The 24,292-nt window shown below is 69.8% G+C and carries 26 protein-coding genes and 1 pseudogene; 16 read left to right on the top strand and 11 right to left on the bottom strand.

Going from position 1 to position 24,292, the window contains the following annotated elements; all coding sequences use genetic code 11:
* Positions 1–61: 61 nt before the first annotated feature.
* The 4 genes from ACFQ9K_RS04475 to moaA form a co-directional block, all read right to left on the bottom strand.
* A complete protein-coding gene (locus ACFQ9K_RS04475; RefSeq protein WP_378723581.1) occupies positions 62–1,285 on the bottom strand; it encodes an RNA polymerase sigma factor in 1,224 nt (407 codons plus the stop codon).
* 2 nt (positions 1,286–1,287) lie between these two features.
* A complete protein-coding gene (locus tag ACFQ9K_RS04470; RefSeq protein ID WP_378723578.1) occupies positions 1,288–1,995 on the bottom strand; it encodes a YciI family protein in 708 nt (235 codons plus the stop codon).
* A gap of 237 nt (positions 1,996–2,232) precedes the next feature.
* A complete protein-coding gene (locus ACFQ9K_RS04465; RefSeq protein ID WP_378723575.1) occupies positions 2,233–2,475 on the bottom strand; it encodes a MoaD/ThiS family protein in 243 nt (80 codons plus the stop codon).
* Positions 2,468–3,526 (bottom strand): GTP 3',8-cyclase MoaA, encoded by a 1,059-nt coding sequence (moaA, locus tag ACFQ9K_RS04460; protein WP_378723573.1) that lies wholly within the window; start codon positions 3,524–3,526, stop codon positions 2,468–2,470. Before moaA ends, ACFQ9K_RS04465 begins: the two co-directional genes overlap by 8 nt.
* 139 nt (positions 3,527–3,665) lie before the next feature.
* On the opposite strand from moaA, the gene glp reads away from it, so the two are divergent.
* From glp to ACFQ9K_RS04440, 4 genes are all read left to right on the top strand, one after another.
* On the top strand, positions 3,666–4,913 hold the full coding sequence (gene glp / locus ACFQ9K_RS04455; RefSeq protein WP_378723571.1) for a gephyrin-like molybdotransferase Glp: 1,248 nt from the start codon (positions 3,666–3,668) through the stop codon (positions 4,911–4,913).
* 24 nt (positions 4,914–4,937) lie between these two features.
* Positions 4,938–6,017 carry a bifunctional molybdenum cofactor biosynthesis protein MoaC/MoaB gene (moaCB, locus tag ACFQ9K_RS04450; RefSeq protein WP_378723568.1) on the top strand — a complete coding sequence of 360 codons (1,080 nt, stop codon included), beginning with the start codon at positions 4,938–4,940 and terminating at the stop codon, positions 6,015–6,017.
* Positions 6,004–6,438, top strand: coding sequence for a molybdenum cofactor biosynthesis protein MoaE (locus tag ACFQ9K_RS04445; protein ID WP_378723565.1), 435 nt, complete (start codon positions 6,004–6,006; stop codon positions 6,436–6,438). The genes moaCB and ACFQ9K_RS04445 overlap by 14 nt, the downstream gene beginning before the upstream one ends.
* Positions 6,439–6,562: 124 nt before the next feature.
* On the top strand, positions 6,563–7,570 hold the full coding sequence (locus ACFQ9K_RS04440; protein WP_378723563.1) for an AraC family transcriptional regulator ligand-binding domain-containing protein: 1,008 nt from the start codon (positions 6,563–6,565) through the stop codon (positions 7,568–7,570).
* 4 nt (positions 7,571–7,574) lie between these two features.
* Here ACFQ9K_RS04440 and ACFQ9K_RS04435 read toward each other — a convergent pair whose 3' ends face one another.
* The 4 genes from ACFQ9K_RS04435 to ACFQ9K_RS04420 form a co-directional block, all read right to left on the bottom strand.
* The gene (locus ACFQ9K_RS04435; RefSeq protein ID WP_378723561.1) at positions 7,575–7,766 is read right to left on the bottom strand and encodes a hypothetical protein; all 192 of its coding nucleotides are present in this window, start codon (positions 7,764–7,766) and stop codon (positions 7,575–7,577) included.
* A 208-nt stretch (positions 7,767–7,974) separates the two neighbouring features.
* Positions 7,975–9,006, bottom strand: a complete 1,032-nt coding sequence (locus tag ACFQ9K_RS04430) for a CobW family GTP-binding protein (protein ID WP_378723600.1) — start codon at positions 9,004–9,006, stop codon at positions 7,975–7,977.
* Between the two features lie 87 nt (positions 9,007–9,093).
* Positions 9,094–10,524: an N-acetylmuramoyl-L-alanine amidase gene (locus tag ACFQ9K_RS04425; protein ID WP_378723215.1), complete on the bottom strand. Its 1,431-nt coding sequence runs from the start codon at positions 10,522–10,524 to the stop codon at positions 9,094–9,096.
* 143 nt (positions 10,525–10,667) lie between these two features.
* Entirely contained in the window at positions 10,668–11,246 is a 579-nt protein-coding gene (locus tag ACFQ9K_RS04420) for a sigma-70 family RNA polymerase sigma factor (RefSeq protein WP_378723217.1), read from the bottom strand.
* A gap of 189 nt (positions 11,247–11,435) precedes the next feature.
* On the opposite strand from ACFQ9K_RS04420, the gene ACFQ9K_RS04415 reads away from it, so the two are divergent.
* The 6 genes and pseudogenes from ACFQ9K_RS04415 to ACFQ9K_RS04390 all read left to right on the top strand — a co-directional run bounded on the left by ACFQ9K_RS04415 (position 11,436) and on the right by ACFQ9K_RS04390 (position 16,766).
* Positions 11,436–11,804 (top strand): hypothetical protein, encoded by a 369-nt coding sequence (locus ACFQ9K_RS04415; RefSeq protein ID WP_378723219.1) that lies wholly within the window; start codon positions 11,436–11,438, stop codon positions 11,802–11,804.
* Between the two features lie 27 nt (positions 11,805–11,831).
* Complete coding sequence (locus ACFQ9K_RS04410; protein WP_378723220.1) at positions 11,832–12,581, top strand: SDR family oxidoreductase; 750 nt, start codon at positions 11,832–11,834, stop codon at positions 12,579–12,581.
* 262 nt (positions 12,582–12,843) lie between these two features.
* A complete protein-coding gene (locus ACFQ9K_RS04405) occupies positions 12,844–13,536 on the top strand; it encodes a hypothetical protein (protein WP_378723235.1) in 693 nt (230 codons plus the stop codon).
* A gap of 364 nt (positions 13,537–13,900) precedes the next feature.
* Positions 13,901–15,034, top strand: a pseudogene (locus tag ACFQ9K_RS04400) (transcription termination factor Rho, short form); the annotation flags it as partial.
* Between the two features lie 76 nt (positions 15,035–15,110).
* A complete protein-coding gene (locus ACFQ9K_RS04395) occupies positions 15,111–16,328 on the top strand; it encodes an MFS transporter (protein ID WP_378723221.1) in 1,218 nt (405 codons plus the stop codon).
* A gap of 36 nt (positions 16,329–16,364) precedes the next feature.
* A complete protein-coding gene (locus tag ACFQ9K_RS04390; RefSeq protein ID WP_378723222.1) occupies positions 16,365–16,766 on the top strand; it encodes a PaaI family thioesterase in 402 nt (133 codons plus the stop codon).
* On the opposite strand, the gene ACFQ9K_RS04385 is transcribed toward ACFQ9K_RS04390, so the two are convergent.
* Positions 16,687–17,898 carry an MAB_1171c family putative transporter gene (locus ACFQ9K_RS04385; RefSeq protein WP_378723223.1) on the bottom strand — a complete coding sequence of 404 codons (1,212 nt, stop codon included), beginning with the start codon at positions 17,896–17,898 and terminating at the stop codon, positions 16,687–16,689. The genes ACFQ9K_RS04390 and ACFQ9K_RS04385 overlap by 80 nt on opposite strands.
* A 133-nt stretch (positions 17,899–18,031) precedes the next feature.
* The gene (locus ACFQ9K_RS04380; protein ID WP_378723224.1) at positions 18,032–18,469 is read right to left on the bottom strand and encodes a DoxX family protein; all 438 of its coding nucleotides are present in this window, start codon (positions 18,467–18,469) and stop codon (positions 18,032–18,034) included.
* Between the two features lie 98 nt (positions 18,470–18,567).
* On the opposite strand from ACFQ9K_RS04380, the gene ACFQ9K_RS04375 reads away from it, so the two are divergent.
* Positions 18,568–19,134: a TetR/AcrR family transcriptional regulator gene (locus tag ACFQ9K_RS04375; RefSeq protein WP_378723225.1), complete on the top strand. Its 567-nt coding sequence runs from the start codon at positions 18,568–18,570 to the stop codon at positions 19,132–19,134.
* Positions 19,135–19,229: 95 nt separating this feature from the next.
* The gene (locus ACFQ9K_RS04370; RefSeq protein ID WP_378723226.1) at positions 19,230–19,619 is read left to right on the top strand and encodes a hypothetical protein; all 390 of its coding nucleotides are present in this window, start codon (positions 19,230–19,232) and stop codon (positions 19,617–19,619) included.
* Here ACFQ9K_RS04370 and ACFQ9K_RS04365 read toward each other — a convergent pair whose 3' ends face one another.
* Positions 19,620–20,447, bottom strand: a complete 828-nt coding sequence (locus ACFQ9K_RS04365; RefSeq protein WP_378723227.1) for a helix-turn-helix transcriptional regulator — start codon at positions 20,445–20,447, stop codon at positions 19,620–19,622.
* A 112-nt stretch (positions 20,448–20,559) separates the two neighbouring features.
* Between ACFQ9K_RS04365 and ACFQ9K_RS04360 the strand changes: the two genes are divergently transcribed.
* From ACFQ9K_RS04360 to ACFQ9K_RS04345, 4 genes are all read left to right on the top strand, one after another.
* Positions 20,560–21,447, top strand: coding sequence for an NmrA/HSCARG family protein (locus ACFQ9K_RS04360; RefSeq protein ID WP_378723228.1), 888 nt, complete (start codon positions 20,560–20,562; stop codon positions 21,445–21,447).
* A 101-nt stretch (positions 21,448–21,548) separates the two neighbouring features.
* A complete protein-coding gene (locus ACFQ9K_RS04355; protein WP_378723229.1) occupies positions 21,549–22,310 on the top strand; it encodes an SDR family oxidoreductase in 762 nt (253 codons plus the stop codon).
* A 103-nt stretch (positions 22,311–22,413) separates the two neighbouring features.
* The gene (locus ACFQ9K_RS04350) at positions 22,414–23,562 is read left to right on the top strand and encodes a sensor histidine kinase (RefSeq protein ID WP_378723230.1); all 1,149 of its coding nucleotides are present in this window, start codon (positions 22,414–22,416) and stop codon (positions 23,560–23,562) included.
* The gene (locus ACFQ9K_RS04345) at positions 23,559–24,224 is read left to right on the top strand and encodes a response regulator (protein ID WP_378723232.1); all 666 of its coding nucleotides are present in this window, start codon (positions 23,559–23,561) and stop codon (positions 24,222–24,224) included. Before ACFQ9K_RS04350 ends, ACFQ9K_RS04345 begins: the two co-directional genes overlap by 4 nt.
* The last annotated feature ends 68 nt before the right edge of the window (positions 24,225–24,292 follow it).

The following is a 24,292-nucleotide window of genomic DNA, read 5'->3' as shown; positions in this document are numbered from 1 at the left end:
CGATGAAACCCCAGTTGTAGTGGGGAAATGCGGTGCCGGGCCGGGCAATCCGCCCGCACACTCACCCCTGCGTCACCTCGGTGAGACGCCGGGACAGGAAGCGGCGGACCTGCTCGTTGGACGTGCGGTCGAGCGCGACGCGGTACTGCGTAGCGGATTCCGCGAAGCGTCCCGCGCGGCGCAGGAGATCGGCCCGGGTCGCGGCGACGAGATGCGAAGCAGCCAGGCGTGGATGGTCGGCGACCGCGTCGAGGGCGGCGAGTCCGCTGTCGAAACCGCGCAAAAACCCCACGGCGACCGCGCGATTCACCAGCACGACCGGCGAGTCGGAATAGGTGCGCAGCTCGTCGTAGCCGGAAACTATTGCGGCCCAGTCTGTTTGCTCCCAGGTGGGAGCGATGGCGTGGGCGCCGGCGATCCGCGCCTGGGCGAGGTACGGACCGCGGCCCGCCGCGGCGGCGGAGATCAGGCAGCGCAGTCCCGATTCGATCTGCGCCCGGTTCCACGCGGTCCGATCCTGATCCTCGATCGGCACCAATTCGCCTTCCGCACTTCGCCGTTGGGCGCGCCGGCTGTCGTTGAGCAGCATCAGCGCCAGCAGCGACCGTGCCTCCGGCTCGTCGGGCAGCAGCGCGCACAGCAGCTTGCCGAGCCGAATTGCCTCGTCGCACAGCTCATCCCGGACCGCGATCGGACCCGCGGTGGCGAAGTAGCCTTCGGTGAACACCAGATAGACGCACGCCAGCACGGCCGGGAGCCGCTCCGGCAGCAGCGGCGCTGGCGGCACCCGCAGCGGAATACCGGCCTGGCGGATCTTCGCCTTCGCGCGGGTAAGCCGTTGGGCGACTGTGTGTTCCGGTTGCAGAAACGCCCTGGCGATCTCCGCGGTGCGCAACCCGCACACCAGCCGGAGAGTCAGCGCCACCTGAGACTCCGGCGACAGCGCCGGATGACAGCAGGTGAAGATCATCCGCAGTTGGTCGTCCGCCACCGGCGACATGTCCATCTCCTCGCCCGGCCCGGTCAGCAGCACGGCGTCCTGCTCCTTGCCACTCCTGGCCGACTCGCGGCGCAGCCGGTCCAGCGCGCGATTGCGCGCCGCCGTGGTGATCCAGGCTCCGGGGTTGGCCGGCACACCGCGGTCCGGCCAGGTGCGCAACGCGTCGGCGAACGCCTCCTGCACCGCGTCCTCGGCGAGTCCGATGTCCCCGACCAGCCGCGCGACCGTGGCCAGGGCCCGGCCGAACTCGGCGCGATAGACGGCGTCGATGGCCGGGCCCGGCACGGTCAGAAGCCGACGTCGACGATGCGGCGGAGCTCCGAACGGCCCTGCGGGCCGCGCGGGATCCCGGCCGCGATCTCCGTCGCCTCGGCCGGGCTCGCCGCGGTGAAGACGTACAGCCCGTCGACCACCTCGGCGCCCTCGGTGAACGGCCCGTCGGTGAGCAGCAACTGCCCGTCGCGCACCCGGACGGTGGTCGCGGTGTCCGGCGGCTGCAGGGCCCCGCCGCCACGGATCGCGTCGCCCGCCTGCTCGGCGAGCCGCCCGTGTTCGAGCGCCATCTTCTCCCAGTCCGGCGTGCCCGGCACGAGCACGTCCGCCTGCGGTTCCCACAGCAGCGCGAGCCACCAATCGGCGGCCGGCACGCCGTGCGGCCCCCACATCGCCATCGGCCGCACCTCTATCGCGCCGCGCGTGGCCGCCGGGATCTCGCGCGCGAGCTGGATGGCCTCGTCCAGATCCGGTGCCTCGAACACGTAGAAGCCGGTCACCACCTCGGCCTGCTCGGTGAACGGCCCGTCGCTGACCAACGTCTGACCGCCGCTGCGCCGGACGTTGATCGCCGTGGCCGACGGGAACAATGCCGCGCCGCCGGCGATCGCCGCGCCCGCCGCCTCCTGGAAGGCCGCGTATTTCGCCACCCCCGCGGTGAACTCCGGCGTCCCGGGCGCCGCGGTCTGCCCGTCTCCCACGATCGTCGCCAAGTAGTGCATGGTCGCCACCTTCCTCGAGTGGAAGAGCCCGATACCCTTCCCTACCCAGACGACGAACGCCGCGGCGGTTTCTCTACGCCGCCGCGAATTCTTTCTACTCCGAGTGGGGCCACCGAGCGTCCCGATTCATCGCGGCCGGGACGATCGGCGGACGAACCTGTGGCGCTGCCCGGTCAATACCGCCGAGGCAGCCCGCTTTCGGCCAACGGAGCGGGGGCGAGGCGAAAGTCGCGCCGGTCAGCCGCCGGCGAAGGGTGGGAGCACGTCCACGCGCGGCGTCAGCGCGGCGTGCGGGTCGCGAGTCAGTTCGTCGCCGACCAGGTAGGCGCAGACCGAGAGCATCTTCTCCAGGCCGGGGCCGTACGACGCGGACAGTGACGAACGCAGGTCGGCGACGGTGGCGCCGACCGGGAGGTCGAGCGTCTCGCGGTCCTTGCCGACGGCGTCGGCGATGGCGGCGAAGTAGCGGATCTCAACCACCGATGGCTCCCATCGTGCGTTCCGGCGGGACGAACCCCTCCACATCGATGCCGTGACCGGCCCACTTGTTCCACATCGCGCCGCGCCACAGGGTGGCCAGCTCGGCGTCGCCTGCGCCGGAGCGCAGCACCTGGCGCAGGTCGTACTCCTGGTCGCTGAACAGGCAGGAACGCAGCATGCCGTCGGCGGTCAGGCGGGTGCGGTCGCAGGTGTCGCAGAACTTGCGGGTGACCGAGGCGATGATGCCGACGGTCGCGGGACCACCGTCGACCAGCCAGGTTTCGGCCGGGGCCGCCGGATCGTCGCGCCCTGCCGCGGTGAGCGCGAACCGAGTGCCGAGCACGTCCAGGAGTTCGGCGGCGGTGACCATGTTGGCGCGGGCCCATTCGTGGTCCGCGTCGAGCGGCATCTCCTCGATGAACCGCAGTTCGCAGTCCTCGTCGAGGCACCACTGGAGCAGATCCGCCGCGCCGGACAGGGTTTCCCGCATGAGCACGGCGTTGACCTTGACCGGCGCCAGCCCGGCGGCGTGGGCGGCCCGGATGCCGGCCAGCGCCGAGTCGAGCCGGTCGCGGCGGGTCAGCTCGGCGTACCCGGCGCGGTCGACGGTGTCCAGCGAGACGTTCACCCGATGCAGTCCGGCCGCGGCGAGCGCGCGGGCCCGGTGCGCCAATCCGACGCCGTTCGTGGTCATCGCCAGCGGCGTGTCCGGCACCTGTTCGTGACACCCGGCGATGACCTGCTCGAGGTCGCGGCGCATCAGCGGCTCACCGCCGGTGAACCGGACCTCCTCGATACCGAGCTCACGCACCGCAAGGCCGACCAGGCGGACGATCTCCGCGACGGTCAGCAGCTCGTGCTGCGGGATCGCGGGCAAGCCCTCCTCGGGCATGCAATACGTACAGCGCAGCGAACACTTCTCGGTGATGGAGACGCGCAGATCGCGGGCCACCCGCCCGAATCGGTCCAGCAGGAACGGCGTATCGGGGCGGCCGTCGAGCGAGGGACGCCCGGAACGCACGGCAGGTATCCCCATCTCGACCAGAGTCACCTGTCCATTATGACCTCCGCTCGTCGGTGGTCAGTCGCAGAAGGTACGGAATAACCCACCGCGCGCGCCGCGAGATTGTGAGGTTCACACAAGCCGGACGGGCGATTGACCTCGATCGGCTGAGGTTAGGCTGGCTGCCATGAACCCTCGGCCCGCCAGCGTCTCGGCCCGGCCCGTCGACGACTACCGAGACAGCATCGAACAGCTGTTGCGCCCGCTCGCCGCGCGCCCGGTCGACCACGTCGCGGTGCCTGCTGCCCTCGGCCTGCGCCTCGCCGAGGACCTGCGCTCTCCGGTCGATCTGCCGGTGTTCCGCAACTCGGCGATGGACGGTTACGCGGTACGCGCCGCGTCGGTCGTGGTCGCGCCGGTGACGCTGCGGGTGGCCGGGGTCGTCGCGGCGGGCAACGCCGGGCAGACGCCGCTGCCCACCGGCGCCGCGATCAAGGTGATGACCGGCGCGCCGATCCCGCCCGGTGCGGACTGTGTGGTTCCGGTGGAGGACGTGCGCGCGGGCAACGGCACCGTCACCGTCGAACGTGGCCGCAGCGCAGGCGAATTCGTGCGCGAGGCGGGTACCGACGTGCGGGCCGGCGACCTGCTCGTGCCCGCCGGCACCCGGCTGGAGCCGCGGCACATCGCGGTGCTCGCCGCGGTCGGGCTGCCGAGTGTGCCGGTGTTCCACCGGGTTCGGGCGGCGGTCATCACCACCGGCGACGAACTCGTTGCGGCGGGCAGCACGCTGCGGCCCGGGCAGATCTACAACTCCAACGGCATCGCGCTGGCCGCCGCGCTCACCGCGAACGGGGTCAGCGTCGTCTCGGTCGCGCACAGCACCGACGATCCGGACGAGTTCGGCAAGCTGCTGGCCGAGGCGACCGGGGCGGCCGATGTCGTGTTCACCTCCGGCGGGGTGTCCAAGGGCGACTTCGAGGTGGTCAAGGACGTGCTCGGGCCGCTCGGCGGGGTGTTCGGGCCGGTCGCGATGCAGCCGGGCGGGCCGCAGGGGCTGACCGTCGTCGACGGGGTGCCGGTGCTCAGTTTCCCGGGCAATCCGGTGAGCACCATGGTGTCGTTCGAGGTGTTCGCCCGGCCGATGCTGCGCGTGCTGGCCGGGCTGCCGGAGGTCGACAGCTACGAACTGCCGCTGCGCAACGAAATAGCCCGCTCGCCGCAGGGCAAGCGGCAGTTCCTGCGCGGCAAGCTGATTCGCGGGTCGCACGGCGATCTGCCTGCGTCGCACCGGCATCCGGCGGCGGTGGAGGTGGTGTCCGGGCCCGGATCGCATCTGGTCGCCGGGATGGCCTGGGCGGACGTGCTGATCGATGTTCCGGCCGAGGTCACCTCGCTGCCCGCCGGGGCGGTCGTGCGAGTGTGGTCGCTGTGATCCGTTCCTTCCCAGGAGTATTCGATGAGTGAGTTGTCCCATGTGGACGGCGAGGGCCGCGCCCGCATGGTCGATGTCAGCGCCAAGTCCGACACCACCCGGATCGCGGTGGCCGCGGGTGAGCTGCTGACCACCGCCGAGGTGGTGGCGCTGGTGCGAGCCGACGACCTGCCCAAGGCCGACGTGCTGTCCACCGCGCGGATCGCGGGCATCGCCGGGGCGAAGAAGACCTCGGAGCTGATCCCGCTGTGTCATCAGCTCGCATTGTCTTCGGTGAAGGTCGAGTTCGGCTTCACCGAGAACGCCATCACCATCGAGGCGACCGCGAAGACCAAGGGGCCCACCGGGGTCGAGATGGAAGCGCTGACCGCGGTGGCGGTCGCCGGGTTGACGCTGCACGACATGGTGAAGGCGGTCGATCCGGCGGCGACGCTCAACGGGGTGCGGCTGGTCACCAAAGAGGGTGGGAAGCGCGGGCATTGGGTGCGGCCCGGGTCCGCCGCCGACCACCAGGACACCCACCACCACGCCCGCGGGCACCACGGTGGTGACGCCGAATCCGCCGGAACACACTCTGCGGCAAGCGAATCCGAGGCGAGGCAGGCGCCGCGGGAAGGCCTGTCCGGCGCGACCGCCGTCGTCCTCGTCGCCTCGACCGGCGCCGCCGCGGGCACCAGGGTCGACACCACCGGTCCCGTCCTCACCGAATGGCTTGCCGGACTCGGCTTTTCGGTGCGCGGCCCGCTGGTCTACGCGGACGCCGACATCACCGTCGGCCTGGCCGACGCGTTGCGCCTGGAACCGTCGCTGGTGATCAGCACCGGCGGCACCGGCGCCTCCCCCACCGATGCCACCCCGGAGGCCACCCTGGCCGTGCTGACCCGCGAGCTGCCCGGCGTGGCCGAGGCGATCCGTCAGCGCGGCACGGCGAAGTTCCCGCTGGCCGCCCTGAGCCGCGGGGTCGCCGGGCTGGCCGGCCGGTCGGTGATCGTGAACCTGCCCGGCTCCCCCGGCGGGGTCAAGGACGGCATCGCCGTGCTCGAACCGCTGCTCGACCATCTGCTCGCGCAAGTAGCCGGAGGCGGCACCCATGACCACCACTGAACCCACCGTCCGGCTGGCCCTGGTCAGCGATCAGCCGCTCGACGCCGCCGCGGTCGAGGCCGCCGTCACCGGGCCGCACTACGGGGCCGTGGTCGTGTTCACCGGCAAGGTCCGCGACCACGACGGCGGACAGGCCGTGACCGCACTGGAGTACTCGGCGCATCCGGAGGCCGAGCGCTTCCTGCACAAGGTCTGCGCCGAGCTGGCCGAATCGGCCGGCCTACCGGTCGCCGCCGTGCACCGGGTCGGCGAGTTGACCATCGGCGACGACGCGATCGTCGTCGCGGTCGCCGCCGCGCACCGGGCCGAAGCCTTCACCGCCTGCGCCGCGCTGGTGGACCGGATCAAGCACGAGGTGCCGATCTGGAAGAGACAGCTGTTCGCCGACGGATTGTCCGAATGGGTCAATTCCTGCGGTTAACCGAAGCGTGACACGAACCCCATGACGAATCAACACGCCGGCATTAGCGTGTCCGCACACGCAGTTCGCCGGAGGCGCGACCTCGCACATCCGTGCCGGCTAGCGCTCCAAGCGGGAGGACGCGATGGGTACCGATCAGGTTTTGCTGCACCGGTTCGTCATCTCTCAGCTCAGCGCGGCCGGTCTCGATCGCGATCGACTGATCCGCGAGACCGGGCTGCCCGAGTGGACCATGGCCGGGGACGACGTGCACCTGCCCAGCCACACCTTCTCCCGGCTGTGGGAACTCGGTGAGCACGGACTCGGCGACCCGGACGTCGCGCTGAACGTGGCCCGGCGCTACCAGCTCCCCACCCTCGGGCTCTACGACTATCTGTTCTCCACCGCGCCCACCCTCGGCGCGGGCCTGGCGACCTGCGGGCCTTATGTCACCGCGGTCACCACCAATCATCGCTTCGACCTGGTCGCAGAGCGCGACGGCGAGGTGACACTGTCCCTGGAGATGATCCGCGGCGAGGGCCGGGGCCGCGACCTCACCCAGCTGTGGGGGCTGGCCGCGGTGCTCAGCCGGGCCCGGCGGGTGGTGCGCGAGCCGGTGATTCCATTGCGGATCTCGTTGCGCCAATCGGCGCCCGCCAAGGTGGAGACGTTCGTCGAGGTGTTCGGCACCACGGCGATCGAATTCGACGCACCGGTGGACGCGATGGTGTTCCGCGCCCGCGACATGGATCTGCCGTTGACCACCAGCGATCCGGTGCTGGCCGGGATATTGCAGCCGCTCGCCGAGGCGCTGCCGCCACCGCCGTCGCTCGCCGCGGCCTGGCCGGAACGGGTCGCGGCGGCGCTGGCCGAGGCGATGCGAACCGGTGACGTCTCCCTCGATCAGGTGGCGCGCAGGCTGGCCACCAGTCCGCGCACGCTGCAACGCCGGTTGATGGAGGCGGGCACCACGTGGCGGCGGGAACTGGATCGGGCGCGCACGGCCCGGCTGACCGAGGTCAGCTCCGGCGGTCCGCTCAGCCGCTCCCGACAGGCCGAGCTGCTCGGATACTCCGACGCGGGCTCGATGCGCCGCGCGGCCCGGCGGTGGGCGGTGGCGCCCCGCGGCCAGCAGGCCGCCCGCTTCGACTGAGGGTTCACGGTTTGAGGAAACGCGCCACGATCCCCCAGAACGTGGCGTCCTCGATCGCGCGGAAATCCCAGCCGTTGGCGATGGCATGCGACTCCGCCACAATGCCGGGCACGTCGAAGTCGTAGCGCGTGGCGGTGCCCTTGGCCTCCAGCACTTCGATCACGTACGCGGTGGCGCTCTCCAGCGAATCGGACATGGAAAACTCCCATCGGTCGCAGAACGAATCGTCTCGGTCTTGAATCGGTGCGCCGACCCGACACCACGCGCGACCTGTTCGCAACATTGCGCACGTGCCGACGCGGCGGGCACCAGGACAGTCTCATGTCCGCCCGGCGCCGCCGCTAGCACCGAACGCGCCAGTTTCTGGCCGAACGCGCCAGATTCGCCGATCCGGGGGACGGCGCTCAGTGCGGGGTGTAGCGCCACACGCCCAGCATGGATTGCGGGTCGAGCGGATTCTCGTCGAGGTGCACGGTGTCCCGCAACCGTTTCGTCGCCACCTCGGCGTCCATGCCCGCGCCGATCAACACCAGCTGGGTCGTCCGGGATTCGCCGCGCGCCCAGTTCGTCGGTTCGAACACCAGGTGCCGCCCGACCAGGTGCAGCACGAACTTGCGGCGCTCGTCCGCGACGGCGAAGGCGGCGAAACCCTTGGCGCGGAACAGGCCCGGCGGCGGGTCCTCCAGGAACCCGATCAGCGCGCGCGGATCCAGCGGCTGTTCGCTGGTGAAGGAGACGCTGAGGTAGTCGTCGTGCAGGTGCCGGTGCTCGGCGTGGTCGTGATCGTGGTGGTCGAGCAGTTCGTCGAAGCTCAATTGCTCGGCGACCCGCGGGGTTTCGCGCAGCGGTTCGTCGAACAGCAGGCCGGGTTCGAGCCGGCCGTGCGTGGTCGCGTACACCGGCGCCTGGCCGATCAGCTCCGCGATGTCCTGCCGCAACGCACGCAGCCCGGTCTCCGGCACCCGGTCGGCCTTGTTCACCACGACCAGATCGGCCAGCCGCAGATGCGTGGTCAGCTCGGGGTGGCGCGCGCTGCTCGCCGGGAACTGCTCGGCGTCGACCACCTCGACCAGGCCGCCGTAGCGAATGCGCGGGTTGTCGCTGCCGACCACCATCCGGATGAGATTGCGCGGCTCGGCCAGGCCGCTGGCCTCCACCACGATCACGTCGATGTCGGCGCGCGGTTGCGCGAGCCGGGTGAACAGGTCGTCCAGCTCGCTGACGTCCACGGCGCAGCAGACGCAGCCGTTGCCGAGCGAGACCATCGCGTCGACCTGCCCGGCGACCAGCATCGAGTCGATGTTGATCGCGCCGAAGTCGTTGACCACCACGCCGATCCGCGTGCCTCGACTGTTGCGCAACAGGTGATTGAGCAGCGTTGTTTTCCCGGAACCGAGAAACCCCGCGACGATCACAACAGGAATCCGGTCAGCCACGCCGACCACCCTACTGGGCCGCGCAAGGGCCCCGGAAACGCCGAACGTCACCCTCGGCGAGGGTGACGTTCGGGCGCGCGCGGGTGCCTACTTGGCCGGGGCGATGAACTTGGCCGCCAACGCGTAGGCCAGGTTGATCAGCTCGGCGGTGACCATGTTGTTGTCCACGCCGAGCGACTTGGCCAGCGGCATCAGCAAGGTCAGCACCATGTCCATGATCTCGCGAACGGATTGCATGTCGCTCGACTCGCCCGGCACCGTCTTGCTGCCCGGCAGGCTCTGCTGGGCGCCGGGCGCGGTCGGCGATTGCTGGGTGCCGGGCCACGCCGAGGTATCCGGGGCGGTCTGACCCTGCTGGGTGAACGGCGAGGATTGCCCCTGGGGCGCGGCCTGGACCGGCGGCGCGGTTTGCGCCTGCGGCGCGGCCTGAGCCTGGGGAACCGTCGCGCCCGCCGGTGGCTCGGTCGAGGCCGGGTGGGGCTGGAACTGCGGCGTATTCGACTGGAGCTGCGGTCCCGCCGCGCCGGCCTGCGGTGCGGCCTGCACCTGCGGCTGGGTCAACGCCTGCGGTGCCGACGCCCCCGCGGGCGGCTCGGTGGCGGCCGGATGTGGTGGCAGCGGAGCCGAATTCGGCTGCGGGACGGTGTTCGCCGGCGCGGCGGCCGCGGGCTGCTGCGGCAACGGGGCGGCGGCAGGCTGCCCGCCGCTCACGTTCGGCGTCACCGAATGCGCGCCGAGCAGGTACCCCACCAGCCCGGTGGTGATGGTGACCGCGTGCTTGAGCTGCCCTTCCTTGCTCTCCAGCAGCGCCGCGTCTTCGGCGTTGGCGCCGTTGCCCATCTCGATGAACACATCCGGCACCGCGGTGAGCGCGGGTCCGGCGATGTCCCGGCGCGGCATCAGGCCGTCCGCGCTCGCGTACGGCGCCGGGACGAACCCGGCGCCCAGGTAGGCATCGCGCATCGCGGTGGACGCCGCCAAGCCGGCGTTGGACTGGATCGCGTTGATCGTCGGGTCGGGGATCGGCAGCTCGGGCACGATCAGATGGAAGCCGCGCTGGTCGGCGGGCGCACTGTCGGCGTGAATACTCACCGCGACGGCAGCACCGGACTCGTTGGCGGCCCTGGCGCGGTCGTCGACGCAACCGCCCCAGCCCTGATCATCCTGACGACTCAGCTTGACCTGCGCGCCGAACTGCTCCAGCGCGGTCTTCACCAGCTGGGCCACGTTCCAATTGATGGTGTGTTCGGGGACGCCGTTGACCGTGACCATGCCGGTGGTCTGGCAGTCCTTCGTGCCGCCGCGCCCGTCGCTGACCTGTTTGGCCACGTTCTCGCTGTGACCGGACCCCTGATGACCGGGGTCGAGGAACACGGTCTTGCCTGCGAGCTTGTTCGCCAGGTCCGGCTGCGCCGGCTCGGCGGTAGCGGTGACCGGCACGAATCCGGACAGCGTCACCGTGACCGCGGCCGTGACGGCGGAACAGATTCCGGCCCTGATGATGCTTGGCTGCTTCATGTTCGGTCGGTGCCCCGGGACAGGGCACCCCTCCCTTCCCATTAGTAACACCAAACCCAGTGGTTCACTCTCGCAACGCGAGCACCAGCATAGCAACCCCAGTTATCCAACCGTTACCGCTGCCGCGGTGTGTTCACCGGCAATCAGGCGCCGCTCGGCAACCGGCGCAGCGAACGCAGGGCATAGTGCACCCGCGTCTTCACCGTGCCGACCGGGACGCCGATGTCGTCGGCCACCTCCTGGTAGGCGCGATCGCGCAGGATCACCTCGATCACCGCCTCCCGCTGCGGACCGGGCAGCCGGGCCAGCAGTTCGTCGACCAGCAATCCGTCGATCAGGCCGTCGGCGAAATCGGGATGTGCGTAGCGGGCGTCGCTGAGCTCGCCGACCTCGTCCCAGCCGGTGTCCCCCGGCCGGACGGCCCGCGCCCGGACCATGTCGATGATGACGTTGCGCAGGATCGCCAGCAGCCAGTTCCGCACGCTGCCCTTGCGCGCGTCGTAGACTCCGCAGGAACGCCACGCGCGCAGCAGCGACTCCTGCACGGCCTGCTCGGCGAGTCCGCTATCGCCCAGCGCACGCATGGCCCGCCAATGCAAGAGGGCACGATCGGCGGCCAGCACCGCGGCCAGCCCGGAGTCGCTGCACAGTCCCGCACACTGCGCGCCGCACGACGGAGAACGCCGATCCGTCCGGACCGACTCCCACCGAACACATGTCATACCTCGGATATCGCGGCCGCACCGGCCGATGACAACATCGTGCGCGATTTGGTCATGCATCCGCACAAGAAATGTGGAATGCAGCACATCCGACCGGGCCGTCTGGTAGATCTTGGCCCCGGAGATTTCGGGGATCTCCCTGGTCAGCCGCTGCGCGGCGGTTGCAGCACGATTCGAGGAGTACATCGCATGCGGGCAAGCACGCTGCTCATCGCCGGCGCCCTGACGTCGGCGACCGCCCTGCTCGGAGCCGGGACCGCGGCCGCCGAACCGGCGAACACCATGCCCGGAGACGGCGTCTACCTGGTGGGCGTCGACATCCTCCCCGGCATCTGGGAGGCCCCCGGCACACCCGACCCGGCCTACGGGTGCGACTGGCGCAGGCTCTGGAAGGTCGCGGGCGACAACACCGAGATGGAATACATCATCGGCAACAACTTCACCCGGCACGGTCCGATCCGGGTGGAGATCAAGCCGACCGACGTGGGCTTCAAGACCACCAACTGCGGCGCCTGGCGGCTGCTGCCCCCGCCGCCGCGCACCGGATCGGCAGGCTGATCCTGGCGCCTCGCTAGGGTCAGGCCCATGACGCGGACCAAGATCTTGATCACCGGCGCCAGCGCGGGCCTCGGCGCCGCGATGGCCCGCGACTTCGCGAGCATGGGCCGCGACCTCGCGCTGTGCGCGCGGCGGCTGCCCGCGCTCGAGCAACTGCGCGACGAGCTCGTCGCGGCGCACCCCGGCATCACGGTGGCGGTGCGCGCGCTCGACGTCGACGAGCACGCGGCGGTGCCGCGGGTGTTCGGCGAGTTGCGCACCGAGCTCGGCGGGCTCGACCGGGTCATCGTCAACGCGGGCCTCGGCAAGGGCGCGGTTCTCGGTACCGGCCGGGCACGAGCCAATATCGCCACGGCGACAACGAATTTCGTCAGTGCGCTGGCGCAGGCCGAGGCGGCGCTGGAGATCTTCCGCGAGCAGAACGCCGGGCACCTGGTGCTGGTGTCCTCGATGAGCGCGGTGCGCGGGCTACCGGGCAAGAAGGCCGCCTACTCGGCGAGCAAGGCGGGGCTGGCCGCGCTCGGGCAGGCGCTGAGTACCGAACTGGCGAAGTCGCCGATCCAGGTCACCACCCTGCTGCCCGGGTTCATCGCCACCGACATGGCCGCCAAGGCGGGCGACGCGCGGTTGGTCGCGCCGCTGGACAAGGGCGTGGCCTCGATGGTCGCCGCGATCGAGAAGGAACAGCGGCGAGCCTGCGTGCCGGCCTGGCCGTGGCGGGTTCTGGATCGGGTGCTGCCGATATTGCCGGGCGCGATCGTCGCGCGCATCAGCTGAGTCGCGGCCGCGCGCCGCAAAGCATAAAATAGGAAATAACGTGTCGCGCGCCACATTATCGGATGCTAAAAGTTAGCCAAATGTCCGAATTTATGTTTCTTTAACACATTCCACTTCTATTTGACGTTTCCTTTGCACCCGCTGTTACACGTTCGCAATAAAGTGCGACGAGCCTTTGCACAGGTTCGTAACGATGGGCCGCGCCGGCTCGTGCTCCCCGAAGTGCCGACGGTGCTCCTGCTGAGGAAAGTGTTTGAAAAGTATGAGGGTCAAGAAGTTCGCTGCCGCGTCCACACTGGTCATCGCGGCTGTCGGGATCACGAGCGGCACCGCCTACGCAGAGCCTGCCGCACCGGCCCCCGTCCCGGGGTCGACCGTGCAGACCGACATTCTGCCCGGCATCCACTACACCGCGAATGTGGTCGATAAATCGGTCGTACTGAAGACCGACGCCGGGTCGTTGACGACACAGGGCACGCAATTCCAGGTTCTGGATAATCAAGGAAACCTGGTTGCTGGCATGCCGCTGACCTATCTCAAAGACGGCATGGAATGGCCGATCGCGGCCCAGATCGACGGCAACACCGCCACTTTCACGCCGAGCACCGACGTGGCGGACGCGCACCCCGCCACGATGCTGCAACCGGTAGCGGCCAAGGACGTCGCCGGCGTCGACTTCAACACCGCGCTGAGCACGGCCGCCACCCAGTTCGGCCTGGCCACCGCCATCGGCACGCTGGTCGGCACGATCGTCGGCGGCGCCCTTGGCTGCGTCGCGGGTGCGATCATCGGCGCGCCGCTGGTGGTGCCGACGTTCTTCGCCGGCCCGATCGGCCTGTGCATCGCGGGTGCCGGCGTCGGCATCGCGCTCGGCGCCGCGGCGGGCATGATCCTGCTCGGCGTCCCGGTCGGCATCGCCAGCGCGGTTCAGTTCTTCAGCTCGGTCTACGGCTAGCCAACACCGCTACCGCCGAGGCCCGGCAGGTGACTCTTCGTCGCCTGCCGGGCCTTGTCGTCGTTGCCCGGCCTGGCCGGCGTCCCAGGGAATACTTCTGTGCCGGCGGTCGTTGAGCAGGCCGAGACCATTGCGCGCCGATGATCGAGCCTGTACTCTCGGCCACGTCTTCTCCTTGTGGATGTAGGTAGTTCTCCCACAAGAATCTCGAGATCCCCCTTCCGACCCGGCCGAATGAGCCGTTCCGGAATACCCCGAGGATCCCTACCCCCGACGTGCACCATGCCGTCGAATCACACGGCCGTTCGCCGTACCCCAAAAACGCACCCCAGAAGGAAATCCCATGAATACCAACACAATCACCGACGACGAAACGGCCGAAGCCCGACCGGATCGCACCGTCACCGGCATCCTCGACCTCACCGACAACCGCGGCACCCTGCGCCTGAATGGCTACCTGCCCGGACCGGACGACATTCCCGTCCCCCAACGGCTGATCCGCGAACACCGCCTGCGCCGAGGCGACTTCCTCACCGGCACAACACAATCCACGGACACCAACGGCAAACCCGGGCCGCTGCGCACGGTCGGCACGGTCAACGGCCAGCACCCGGACAAGCTCCGCGACCGCCCCGCCTTCGCCGACCTGGTGCCCATCTACCCCAACCAGCGCCTGCGCCTGGAAACCGAACAGCACGCCATGACCACCCGCGTCACCGACCTGGTGATGCCCATCGGCAAGGGCCAGCGCGCGCTGATCGTCGCTCCGCCCAAGGCGGGCAAAACATCTGTACTGCAAGCTATCTCGCACGGCATCGCGAAGAACCACCCGGAATGCGAACTCATGCTCGTGCTGGTCGGCGAGCGTCCGGAGGAGGTCACCGACCTCACCAGGGCGGTCCCCGCCGACGTCGCCGCGGCCACCTTCGACCAACCCGCCCGCGAACACATCGCGGTCGCCGAACTGGCCATCGAGCACGCCAAACGCCTCGTCGAGATGGGCCGCGACGTCGTCGTCCTGCTCGATTCACTCACCCGCCTCGCCCGCGCCTACAACCTGGCCGGACCCGGTTCCGGCCGGGTCCTGTCCGGTGGCGTGGAGGCCTCCGCGCTCGCCCCGCCCAAGCGCTTCCTCGGCGCCGCCCGCAATATCGAGAACGGCGGCTCGCTCACCATCATCGCCACCACGCTGGTGGAGACCGGCTCGCTGGCCGACACGGTGATCTTCGAGGAGTACAAGGGCACCGGCAACGCCGAGCTGAAACTGGACCGCGGCGCCGCCAACCGCCGGGTCTTCCCCGCCGTCGACATCGGCCAGTCCAGCACCCGCAAGGACGAGCTGCTGCTCGGCCCCGACGAGCTGGCCGCGACCCACACCCTGCGCAAAACCCTTGCCACACTGGACAATCAGCAGGCCCTCGACCTCCTGCTCGAAGGACTGCGCAAGTCCGAGACGAACGCCGAATTCCTCGCCCCGATGCGCGCCGGGCGCGGCTGAGCGGCTTTTCGCCCTCAATACAGTGGTGGCGTAATCCCGCCGGATCGGCCGTCGCGCCGCTGCTGAACTGGGCTGCGTGTCCATCCTCCTGCGCACTCCCGCACCCGCTCGCGGCCACCTGACCGGTTGGCTCGCCGTCGTCTCGGTGATGCTCGCGATCTTCTCGATCGTCACCACCGAGATCCTGCCGATCGGCCTGCTCACCTCGATCGGCGCCGATTTCACCATCTCCGACGGCATGGCCGGGTTGATGATGACCGTGCCCGGGTTGGTCGCCGCCGGCGCCGCGCCCGTGGCCACCGTCGCCACCGGGCGGTTCGACCGGCGAAACATGTTGTGCCTGTTCATCTTCCTGCTCGTGCTGGCGGATGTACTGATGGCCGTCGCACCCGAATACCGGGTGGTGCTGGCCGCCAGGGTGCTGGTCGGTGTGACCATCGGCGGGTTCTGGTCCATCGCGGCCGGGCTGGCCCACCGGCTGGTGCCCGCGGCGTCGGCGGGCCGGGCCACCGCGGTGATCTTCTCGGCGGTGCCGCTCGGCTCCGTGCTCGGCGTGCCCGCGGGCACACTGCTCGGCCAGATCGCCGGGTGGCGAATGACATTCGTGGTTGCCGGGCTGCTCACGGCCGGGCTGCTCGGCATGCTGATGGCCTTCCTGCCGCCGCTGCCGGCCGGTACGATCACCCGAGCCGCCGTGCTGCGCGCGTCACTGCGCGGGAGCGACGTCCGATTCGCCTTGCTCTCAACGTTTCTCGTCGTACTGGCGCATTTCGGCGCCTATACCTATGTGGCGCCGTTCCTCGAACAGGTACCGCAACTCGGACCGGGCACGATCACGGTTCTGCTGCTGATCTATGGCACCGCAGGCATTCTCGGCAACTTCCTCGGCGGCGCCGCGATCGCGCGGCGACCACACGCGGCCTTCGGCTGCGCCGTGGCGATGCTGGCGGGCGCCATGCTGTTGCTACCGGTGTTCGGCCGGTTCGAGGCGGGAGTGGTTGTCCTGCTGATCATGTGGGGCATCGGCTACGGCGCCGTACCGGTGTCCACGCAGACCTGGTTCGCCAAGGCGGTGCCGCACGCGCCGGAGGCGGCCTCGGTGCTGTTCACCGCCTCGTTCCAGGCCACGTTCTCGCTGGGCGCGTTGGCGGGCGGGCTGGTGGTGGACCGCGGCTCGCCGACCACCGTGCTGCTGCTCGGCGGGTTCGTCGCGACCCTGACGATCGGCGCGGTGCTCGCCCACGCCGCGCAGCGCCGCACCCGCCCTGATCGGTTGCCATTACCTCGCGGGTAATCGACCGGCGGCCGCGCATCGGGCAGGATCACGATCATGATCGACGAGCCGGGCACCAAGCTGTTCCACCAGACCATGCCGTTCACCGAGCGGCTCGGCATCGAGGTGCTCGAGCACGGACCGGACCTGGTGCGCAGCCGGATCGCCTGGGATGAATCGCTGTGCACGCTGGGCGGCGCGTTGCACGGCGGCGTGCTGATGTCGCTGGCGGACGCGACCGGCGCGGTGTGTGCCTACCTGAACCTGCCCGAGGGCAAGGCGGGCACCACCACGGTCGAATCGAAGACCAACTTCGTCCGGGCGGTCCGCTCCGGCTACGCCACCGCCTCCTCGACCGCGCTGCACGCCGGGCGCACCTTCATCGTGGTGGAGACCGAAATCCGCGATGACGCAGGCAAGCTGGTCGGGAAGGTGACGCAGACCCAGGCCGTGCGGTAGGCGAGCCGGACAGCGCCGCCGCCGACCACACCCGGGCCAGATCGAGTAGTTGCCGGAGCTCGGTATCGAAATCATCGGCGAGCCAGGGCATCTGCGCCGCATTGCCGGCACCGGCCGGGCGCAGACCGTGTTTTCTGGCGTGTGCGGCATGCACCAGCTGTTGCGCATAAGTGAATGTCGTCCAGTCGGATTCGATGGAGCTGACCGGCCCAGGTCGCGGAACGCCCGGCGCGGCAGGCAGATACGGCCCGAGATGGAGCAGCGCGTCCCGGATCTCGACGGTCATCCGGAGCAGCCGCGCGGTGGCATCGGCCTGGCGCGGCGCGGACGGGGAAAGCACGATCTCGGGCACCGCCGCGGTCAGATCTCGCCATAGCGGCAACAGCCGGCGACACGAGCGCGCCGCACTGTCCAGTCCCGCCTTCGTGCCCAGGAGCCGGACCAGCGGGACGGCGACAATCGTGACGTTGACGAGGACGCAAAGCGTGAACGCCGCCGCGACGCGCGGCAATTGCGGGCCGAGCGCGGGCCACCCGGTGAACGTCTGACTGATCGAAAGCCCCTCGCAGACCCAGATATACGCGGTGGCGACGAAAATGATGGAGAGCACAATCCGCTCCCAGACCGGCAGGTCGCCGGATCGCAGCTCGCGGAAACCGGCTCGGCTGAACACCACCGTGTGCCACAGCAGCGGCGCGCCGAACGCGATGCCGGTGGCGATGCCTTCCCAGTCGGGATTCATCGCGACCAGGCGGCCGTCGTGGCGGGCCGAGGTTCCCGCGACGACGATCGTCACTGTCGCCCCCAGCGCGATCAAGCTGCGGATCCGGTGGTATCGCCAGATGACGCCCGGATCGGCGTCCGGCGCTGCCTCCGCCGATTTGGCGATGGTGGCCATATACGTCGCGGTCATCACGATGCAGCCGAGCGCGAGCTGATTCGCCAGCGCGGCGGCGGCCGGGGTCAGGGTGCACCGGTACAGCAGCAGACCGGCCAGGCTCCACCGGAACAGTCGATTGATCACCTGGTCGAGCAGGGTGTCCCGGATCAGCAGCAGCCGCCCGCCCACGATGACCGCGACGTAGCCGACCACCGACCAGGCCACCGGCCCGGAAGTCAGCCACGCCGTCAACGCCGGTCCCCGGAATCCGGCACTGCCCGCATGCCAGGGGGATACCGCAGGCCTCGACTCACCATGGACCCACGACAACACGGCAAAGCCCGCTCTGGCAACAGTTCTCGTTGCCGGAGCGGGCTTTCCCGGTTCAGCCGAACAGGACCACACCCAGGGCGGCGATGAAGACGACCTGGACGACGGCGCGCAGCGGGAGCGGCATGGTCTTGATGCCGAGGTCTGCCTTCGCGGCGCGAATGTTGGCCGGGAACAAGCAGATCAGCAGCAGGATCAGCGCGACGGCGGCGAGTTTCGAGGTGGCCGGGATGAGCAGCCCGGCACCGCCCGCCACTTCGAGGACGCCGGTGAGGGTGACCAGTGCGGCCGGGTTCGGCAGCTTCGGCGGCACCATCGCGACCAGCGCCTCGCGCCGCGGGGAGAGGAAGTGCGCGCTGGCGGTCAGCACGAACATGGCCGCCAGTCCGAGCGCGATGGCGTGCGGCCAGGAATCCAGCCACTCGGGTCCGGCCAGCCGGCCGATGAGCCGAGCCAGTGCGGTGACGACGGCGAGTACAACCAGCGGTGCCATCAGGGTCTCCTACGTTCGAACAATCAATCTTGACAGTGGAAAGATTAGGACCACGCGGCAAACTTGTCAATGACTAGATTCTCGGGCATCATCGAGACATGGCGAAGAGCGGCTATCACCACGGCGATCTGCGGGCCACCATCCTGGCCGCGGCGGCCGACCAGATCGCGAGCGACGGCGTCGACGCGGTGTCGCTGCGCGAACTGGCCCGCCGGGCGGGCGTCTCGCACGCGGCGCCCGCCCACCATTTCGGCGACCGGGCCGGCGTGCTGACCGCGCTCGCCATCGAGGGATTCGAGCTGCTCACCGGCGAACTCGAGCAGGCCGGCGGCGACTTCCGCGAGGTCGCCGTCGCCTACATCCGGTTCGCCAGGGAACATCCGGGGCATTTCGACGTGATGTTCCGGCACAGCCTGTTACGCGCCGACGATCCCCGCCTGGACGAGGCGCGGCGGCGTTCCGCGGCCGCGCTGCGCTCCGGAGTGTCGGTGATCCATCCCACCGATGTCGAGCAACAGCAGGCGACCCAGTTGGCCGCCTGGTCGCTGGTGCACGGGTTCGCCGCGCTGTGGCGCGAAGGGGCGCTGGACAATTCGAGCCTGGCCGGTGACACCGACCCCGAGACCCTCGCTCGCCGGATGCTCGCCACCGTGCGCTTCGACTGACCGGCAAACTCCGCCGTCCGGCAGCAAATCCCGGACAACGCGAGCAACCCGCCCGTGCGTACGGCACAGTGGGGCACCAGGATTGCGGAAAGGAGTTGGCGCCACCGCCGGTGGCCGCCGTCGACACCATGGATATCCATGCTTACCCGACCGAGTGCACCACCCCGGTGACCCTCGCCGAAGCCGAACGCCTCGCCGAGCGCTACCTGTCCTTCGACGAGGACACCGGGCGCGGAATCGCCAATCGGATCACCGAATTCGACAGCTGCTTCGTCGTCGTCGCCATCTTCACCCCGCCACCCACCGAAACCCGCACTCCGCCAACCCCGCTGCCCATCGGCGGCACGGTGAGCACCATCGACAAGGCCAGCGGCGCCATCACCCTCTGGCCGACCTACCCACCCGACCTGGTCGCCGAACACCACGCGGCGGCCGTGCGCACCGACCGCCTGATCATCGAGGAAACCTGGCCCACGAGCACCTGATTACGCCAATGCGTCGGTGATGCGCCGCCGATCGTCCGCGCCCGCGGGCAGTTGGAGGACGAGCAGCAGATCGGGATCCTCGACCAGCCGGAGCTGGAAGAGTTCGAGAGCGATCGCGCCCGCCTCGGGGTGATCGATGCCGATGGTGGCGGCACGGAAGTCACGGACCGGGTATTCCGACCACCAGGTGCGGAACTCGTCGCTCGCCTCGCGCAGGGTGGCGACCAGGGCGGCCAGCCGCTCGTCGTCGGGGCGACGTCCGACCACCGCCCGGAACTGACTGAGCACCGCGCGAGCGGCAGGTTCCCAGCGGCGCATGGCTTTTCGGTTGCCCTCGTCGGCGAACATCATCCAGACCAGGTTGCGGCGATCCGGATCGAGCGCGACCGGATCGATCCGAATTCGCGCGTACGCGTCGTTCCAGACCACGAAATCGAAACGGCCGTCGTGGATTACGGCCGGACTCGGCGTCATCGAGTCGACCAGCCGCTGCAGCCGCGCCGTCTCCGCTCCCGGTCGCGGCGCGGCCACCGGATCCGCCAGCCCCGCCAGCCTGCGCAGATATCGGTGCTGACCGGTATCGAGCCGCAGCGCCCTGGCGAGCGCGTCGACGACCTGCGGGCTCGCCGCGATCCTGCGTCCTTGTTCGAGCCACGTATACCAGGTGAGGCTTACCCCGGCCAACTCCGCGACTTCCTCACGGCGCAGGCCCGGCGTGCGCCGCCGTCCCGGTTCCGGATCGGGCGGCAAGCCGACATCGGCGGGCTGGACGCGGGAGCGCTGGGCGCGCAGGAATGCCGCCAGTTCGGCGCGCTGGTTTTCGGTCATCGAATTCCCTTTGTGGGTAGCAGTATTGGTAACAGGACCACGCCGCTGCCCGTCCCTAACGTCTTACTCAACGGGAGATCGAGACACGATCACCACACCGAGGGAGTGTGACATGAACGGCGGCAAAGGACCGGTTCTGGTCATCGGGGCCACCGGGCAACAGGGCCGGGCGACCACCGCGCAACTGCTCGAAAACGGGTGGGAGGTGCATGCTTTCGTTCGCGATCCGGAGGCGCCCGCCGCCCGTGCGCTACACGCCTCCGGCGCCAGTCTGATCGAGGGCGACCTCGATGATCCGGATTCCGTGCGGGCAGCGCTGGACGGCGCGTACGGCGTCTTCATGATGCTGACGATGATGACCGGCGCCCACATCACCGCGGCGGGTATCGAGGCAGAGCAACGACGCGGCAAAGCAGTAGCCGAGCTCGCCGGAGCGTCCGGCATCGAGCATCTGGTGTACAGCTCGCTCCGGGGTGCGCAGGAGGACTCCGGTATCGAGTATTACGCGGCGAAGACCGCCATCGAGGCGCATATCGCGTCGCTCGAGTTACCCGCCACGGTGCTGCGCCCGGTCTTCTTCATGGACAACTTCAATGCCTTCAATCGACCGGTGATCGATGAAAGCGGTGACCTGGTCCTGAATCTCGCGGTCCGCGCCGACATCCCGGTCTCGCTGGTCTCGGTCCACGACATCGGCGCCTTCGCGACCATCGCCTTCGACCGCCCCGACGACTACCTCCACCGGGCCGTCCCCCTGGCCGGTGACCGCCTGACCCCACCCCGGATCGCCGAGACCTTCGGCCGCGCCGCAGGCCGCACCGCCCGCAGCAACCAGGTCCCGATCGAACAGGTCCGCGCGTTCGACGAGCAGGTGGCAAAGATGTTCGCCTACTTCAACGAACGCCCCGACGAGCCCATCGACACCGCGGCCCTGCGCAAGGACCACCCCGGACTGCACACCCTCGAATCCTGGCTGCACGCAACCAAGTGGAAGCCCTGATCCCCGGTTGTCACACCCGTGCCCGCTGCTTCGTCATATCGGTGAAGAGCTGCTGAGGTGGCCGGGTGGCGACTCCCGGCCCGGGACGAGAGGGAACGATCATGACTGGGACGATTCTGGTTACCGGCGGGACCGGCACGTTGGGGCAGCATGTGGTTCCGTTGCTGGTGGCCGCGGGGGCGAAGGTGCGGCTGTTGAGCCGCAACCCGCACGAGGCCGCGGAAGGCATCGAGTACGTAACCGGCGACCTGCTGAAAGGCGAGGGGGTGGCGGCCGCGGTCGACGGGGTCGAGACCGTGCTGCACCTCGCGGGCGGGCCGAAGGGCGACGACGTGGCCACGGCGAATCTGGTGGATGCGGCGGCGCGCGCGGCGGTGGGGCACATCGTGTACATCTCGGTCATCGCCGCGGACGCGATTCCGCTGGGCTACTTCAGGGCCAAGGCGGAAGCGGAGCAGATCGTCGCCGGGTCGGGGGTGCCGTGGACGACGTTGCGCGCCGCGCAGTTCCACGATCTGGTGTTGAACGCCGTGCGCACGCTGGCGAAGCTGCCGGTCGTGCCGATTCCGGGCGGGGTGCGGTTGCAGCCGGTCGACGCGCGCGACGTCGCGGCCCGGCTGGTCGAGTTGGTGCTGGACGAACCGGCCGGGCGGGTGCCGGACCTGGCCGGGCCGCAGGTGTACGACCTGGCCGAGCTGGTGCGCGGCTACCTGCACGCGACCGGGAAGCGGCGGCCGCTGCTGCCGGTGCGGATGCCGGGCAAGGCCGGCAAGGTGTACCGGGCCGGCGCGAACATGACCTTCGACGGCACCCAGGTCGGCACGCGGACCTGGGCGGAATTCCTCGCCGGGCAGATCGGCTGAGCCCCCGCGAAGTCGCGCCGCCGCAACCTCATCCGCAGGGGTGAGGGGGGATCAATCCGGAGAGTGAGGCGATCAGGCGGACGAACAGTCCAGACTGATTGTCGTGAGGCTCTCCAGTGCGGCTACCCGGGCCGTAGACGGCGCGACCCGGCGGCTGACCGAACGGGTCGAACGCCTCCCGCCCGGCGCCGTCGATGTCGTGTTGACCGTGGTGGTCACCCTCGCCAGCGTCGGGCCCGCGGTCGTCGCCGGCCGGCCCTGGTGGGTGATCGCGCTGTCGGCGGTCGCGTCCGTGCCGGTGCTGTGGCGGCGACGCGCGCCACTCACGGTGTTCCTGGTGGTCGGCCCGGCGATGACCGTGCTGGCCTGCCTGCACGCCATGCCCGAACTGCCCTACGGCACCGTGGTCTGCGCGTACACCATCGCCGCGTACAGCCCGCCGGTGCGGCGGCGCGGCGCGTTCGTGGCCGGCGTGGTCGGCATCCTGATCTCCCTGGTCATCCCGGCCGAGAGCCCCGATTCCTACGCGTACGCGGCGATGTCCTTCCTCACCGCCTGGTCGCTCGGCACCGGTGTCCGGGCGCGGCGGGCGCAGATCGAGATGCTCGAGGAGCGCGCCCGGCGCCTGGACGAGGAACGCCTCGCCGCCTTGGCGCGCGAGCGCCTGCGGATCGCCAGGGACATGCACGACATCGTCACCCACTCGGTGGGCGCGATGATCGTCCAGGCGGAGACCGGCCCGCTGCTCACCGAGCGCGCGCGGACGGACGCCGCGTTCGCGAGCATCGCGGATACCGGCCGGGTTGCGGTGCAACAGCTTCGGCGCAGCCTGGATACGTTGCGCGGCGAATCCGCCGATCCACGACACCAACCCGGCATCGAGGCGATCGCCGACCTGGTCGAGCTGTCGCGGCGCGGCGGGCTGGCCGCGTCGCTGGACGAGGACGGTGCGCGGCGCACGGTGTCCGACGATGTCGCGATCACCGCGTACCGGGTGGTGCAGGAAGCGTTGGCCAACACCATGAAGCACGCGCGGGCGAGCGCCGTGCGGGTGACGTTGCGCTGGTCGGATCAGCTTCTGACGGTGCGGGTCTCCGACGACGGCAGCGGCCGGGACCGGTCGGCGCCGGGCGGGTACGGACTGCTCGGGATGCGCGAACGAGTCACCGGGACCGGCGGAACGTTACGACATGGTTTCTCGGACAACGGTTTCGACGTCGCGGCCGAACTGCCGCTCGGACAGCGGAGTTGAGCATGCGGGTACTCGTGGTCGACGACCAGGACCTGTTCCGGGCCGGGTTCGGCCTGATCCTCGACGCCCAACCGGACATCACCGTGGTCGGCGAGGCCGCCGACGGACTGGAGGCGATCGAGAAGGCCAGGGAGCTGACCCCCGATGTGGTGGTCATGGACGTCAGGATGCCGCGGCTGGACGGCGTCGCGGCCACCCACCGGATCTGTGCCGAGACCTCAGCGAAAGTGTTGGTGCTCACCATGTTCGATCTCGACGAGTATGTCTTCGACGCCCTGCGCGCGGGGGCCAGCGGGTTCCTGCTCAAGGATGTGCGCCGCGACGAGCTGGTCGACGCGGTTCGCGTCGTCGCATCCGGCGAGGCCCTGTTGGCGCCGGCGATCACCCGGCGGCTGATCGCCGAGCTCACCGGGCGCGGGCACCCACGACCCGAGCTCGCGCGCCGGCTCGACGAGCTGACCGAGCGGGAGCGAGATACGTTGCGGCAGCTGGCCCGCGGGCGCTCCAACGCGGAGGTCGCCGCGGCGCTGACGGTCAGCGAGCACACGGTCAAGACGCATGTCAGCTCGGTGCTGGCCAAGCTCGGGCTGCGGGACCGGGTGCAGGCGGTGGTGTTCGCCTACGAGGCGGGGCTGGTGAAGCCGGGAACCGTGGCCGGTTGATCCCTCGCACGAGCGAGGCCCGGTTCGGTCGTTTCGGCGATGTGCGAGGCGGGTCGCGTGCCGAACAT

This window comes from Nocardia sp. NPDC056564 (genome assembly GCF_042793755.1).
In the GTDB taxonomy this organism is placed as follows: Bacteria; Actinomycetota; Actinomycetes; order Mycobacteriales; family Mycobacteriaceae; genus Nocardia.
The sequence above is the reverse complement of the archived record's forward strand: the minus strand, read 5'-3'. Positions and strand labels throughout refer to the sequence as shown.

Coding starts and splice junctions, on each gene's coding strand:
- ACFQ9K_RS04470 (WP_378723578.1), bottom strand. CDS start 1,995: ATGCACTACTTGGCGACGATCGTGGGAGACGGGCAGACCGCGGCGCCC.
- glp (WP_378723571.1), top strand. CDS start 3,666: ATGAACCCTCGGCCCGCCAGCGTCTCGGCCCGGCCCGTCGACGACTAC.
- moaCB (WP_378723568.1), top strand. CDS start 4,938: ATGAGTGAGTTGTCCCATGTGGACGGCGAGGGCCGCGCCCGCATGGTC.
- ACFQ9K_RS04445 (WP_378723565.1), top strand. CDS start 6,004: ATGACCACCACTGAACCCACCGTCCGGCTGGCCCTGGTCAGCGATCAG.
- ACFQ9K_RS04440 (WP_378723563.1), top strand. CDS start 6,563: ATGGGTACCGATCAGGTTTTGCTGCACCGGTTCGTCATCTCTCAGCTC.
- ACFQ9K_RS04435 (WP_378723561.1), bottom strand. CDS start 7,766: ATGTCCGATTCGCTGGAGAGCGCCACCGCGTACGTGATCGAAGTGCTG.
- ACFQ9K_RS04425 (WP_378723215.1), bottom strand. CDS start 10,524: ATGAAGCAGCCAAGCATCATCAGGGCCGGAATCTGTTCCGCCGTCACG.
- ACFQ9K_RS04420 (WP_378723217.1), bottom strand. CDS start 11,246: ATGACATGTGTTCGGTGGGAGTCGGTCCGGACGGATCGGCGTTCTCCG.
- ACFQ9K_RS04415 (WP_378723219.1), top strand. CDS start 11,436: ATGCGGGCAAGCACGCTGCTCATCGCCGGCGCCCTGACGTCGGCGACC.
- ACFQ9K_RS04410 (WP_378723220.1), top strand. CDS start 11,832: ATGACGCGGACCAAGATCTTGATCACCGGCGCCAGCGCGGGCCTCGGC.
- ACFQ9K_RS04405 (WP_378723235.1), top strand. CDS start 12,844: ATGAGGGTCAAGAAGTTCGCTGCCGCGTCCACACTGGTCATCGCGGCT.
- ACFQ9K_RS04390 (WP_378723222.1), top strand. CDS start 16,365: ATGATCGACGAGCCGGGCACCAAGCTGTTCCACCAGACCATGCCGTTC.
- ACFQ9K_RS04380 (WP_378723224.1), bottom strand. CDS start 18,469: ATGGCACCGCTGGTTGTACTCGCCGTCGTCACCGCACTGGCTCGGCTC.
- ACFQ9K_RS04375 (WP_378723225.1), top strand. CDS start 18,568: ATGGCGAAGAGCGGCTATCACCACGGCGATCTGCGGGCCACCATCCTG.
- ACFQ9K_RS04365 (WP_378723227.1), bottom strand. CDS start 20,447: ATGACCGAAAACCAGCGCGCCGAACTGGCGGCATTCCTGCGCGCCCAG.
- ACFQ9K_RS04360 (WP_378723228.1), top strand. CDS start 20,560: ATGAACGGCGGCAAAGGACCGGTTCTGGTCATCGGGGCCACCGGGCAA.
- ACFQ9K_RS04355 (WP_378723229.1), top strand. CDS start 21,549: ATGACTGGGACGATTCTGGTTACCGGCGGGACCGGCACGTTGGGGCAG.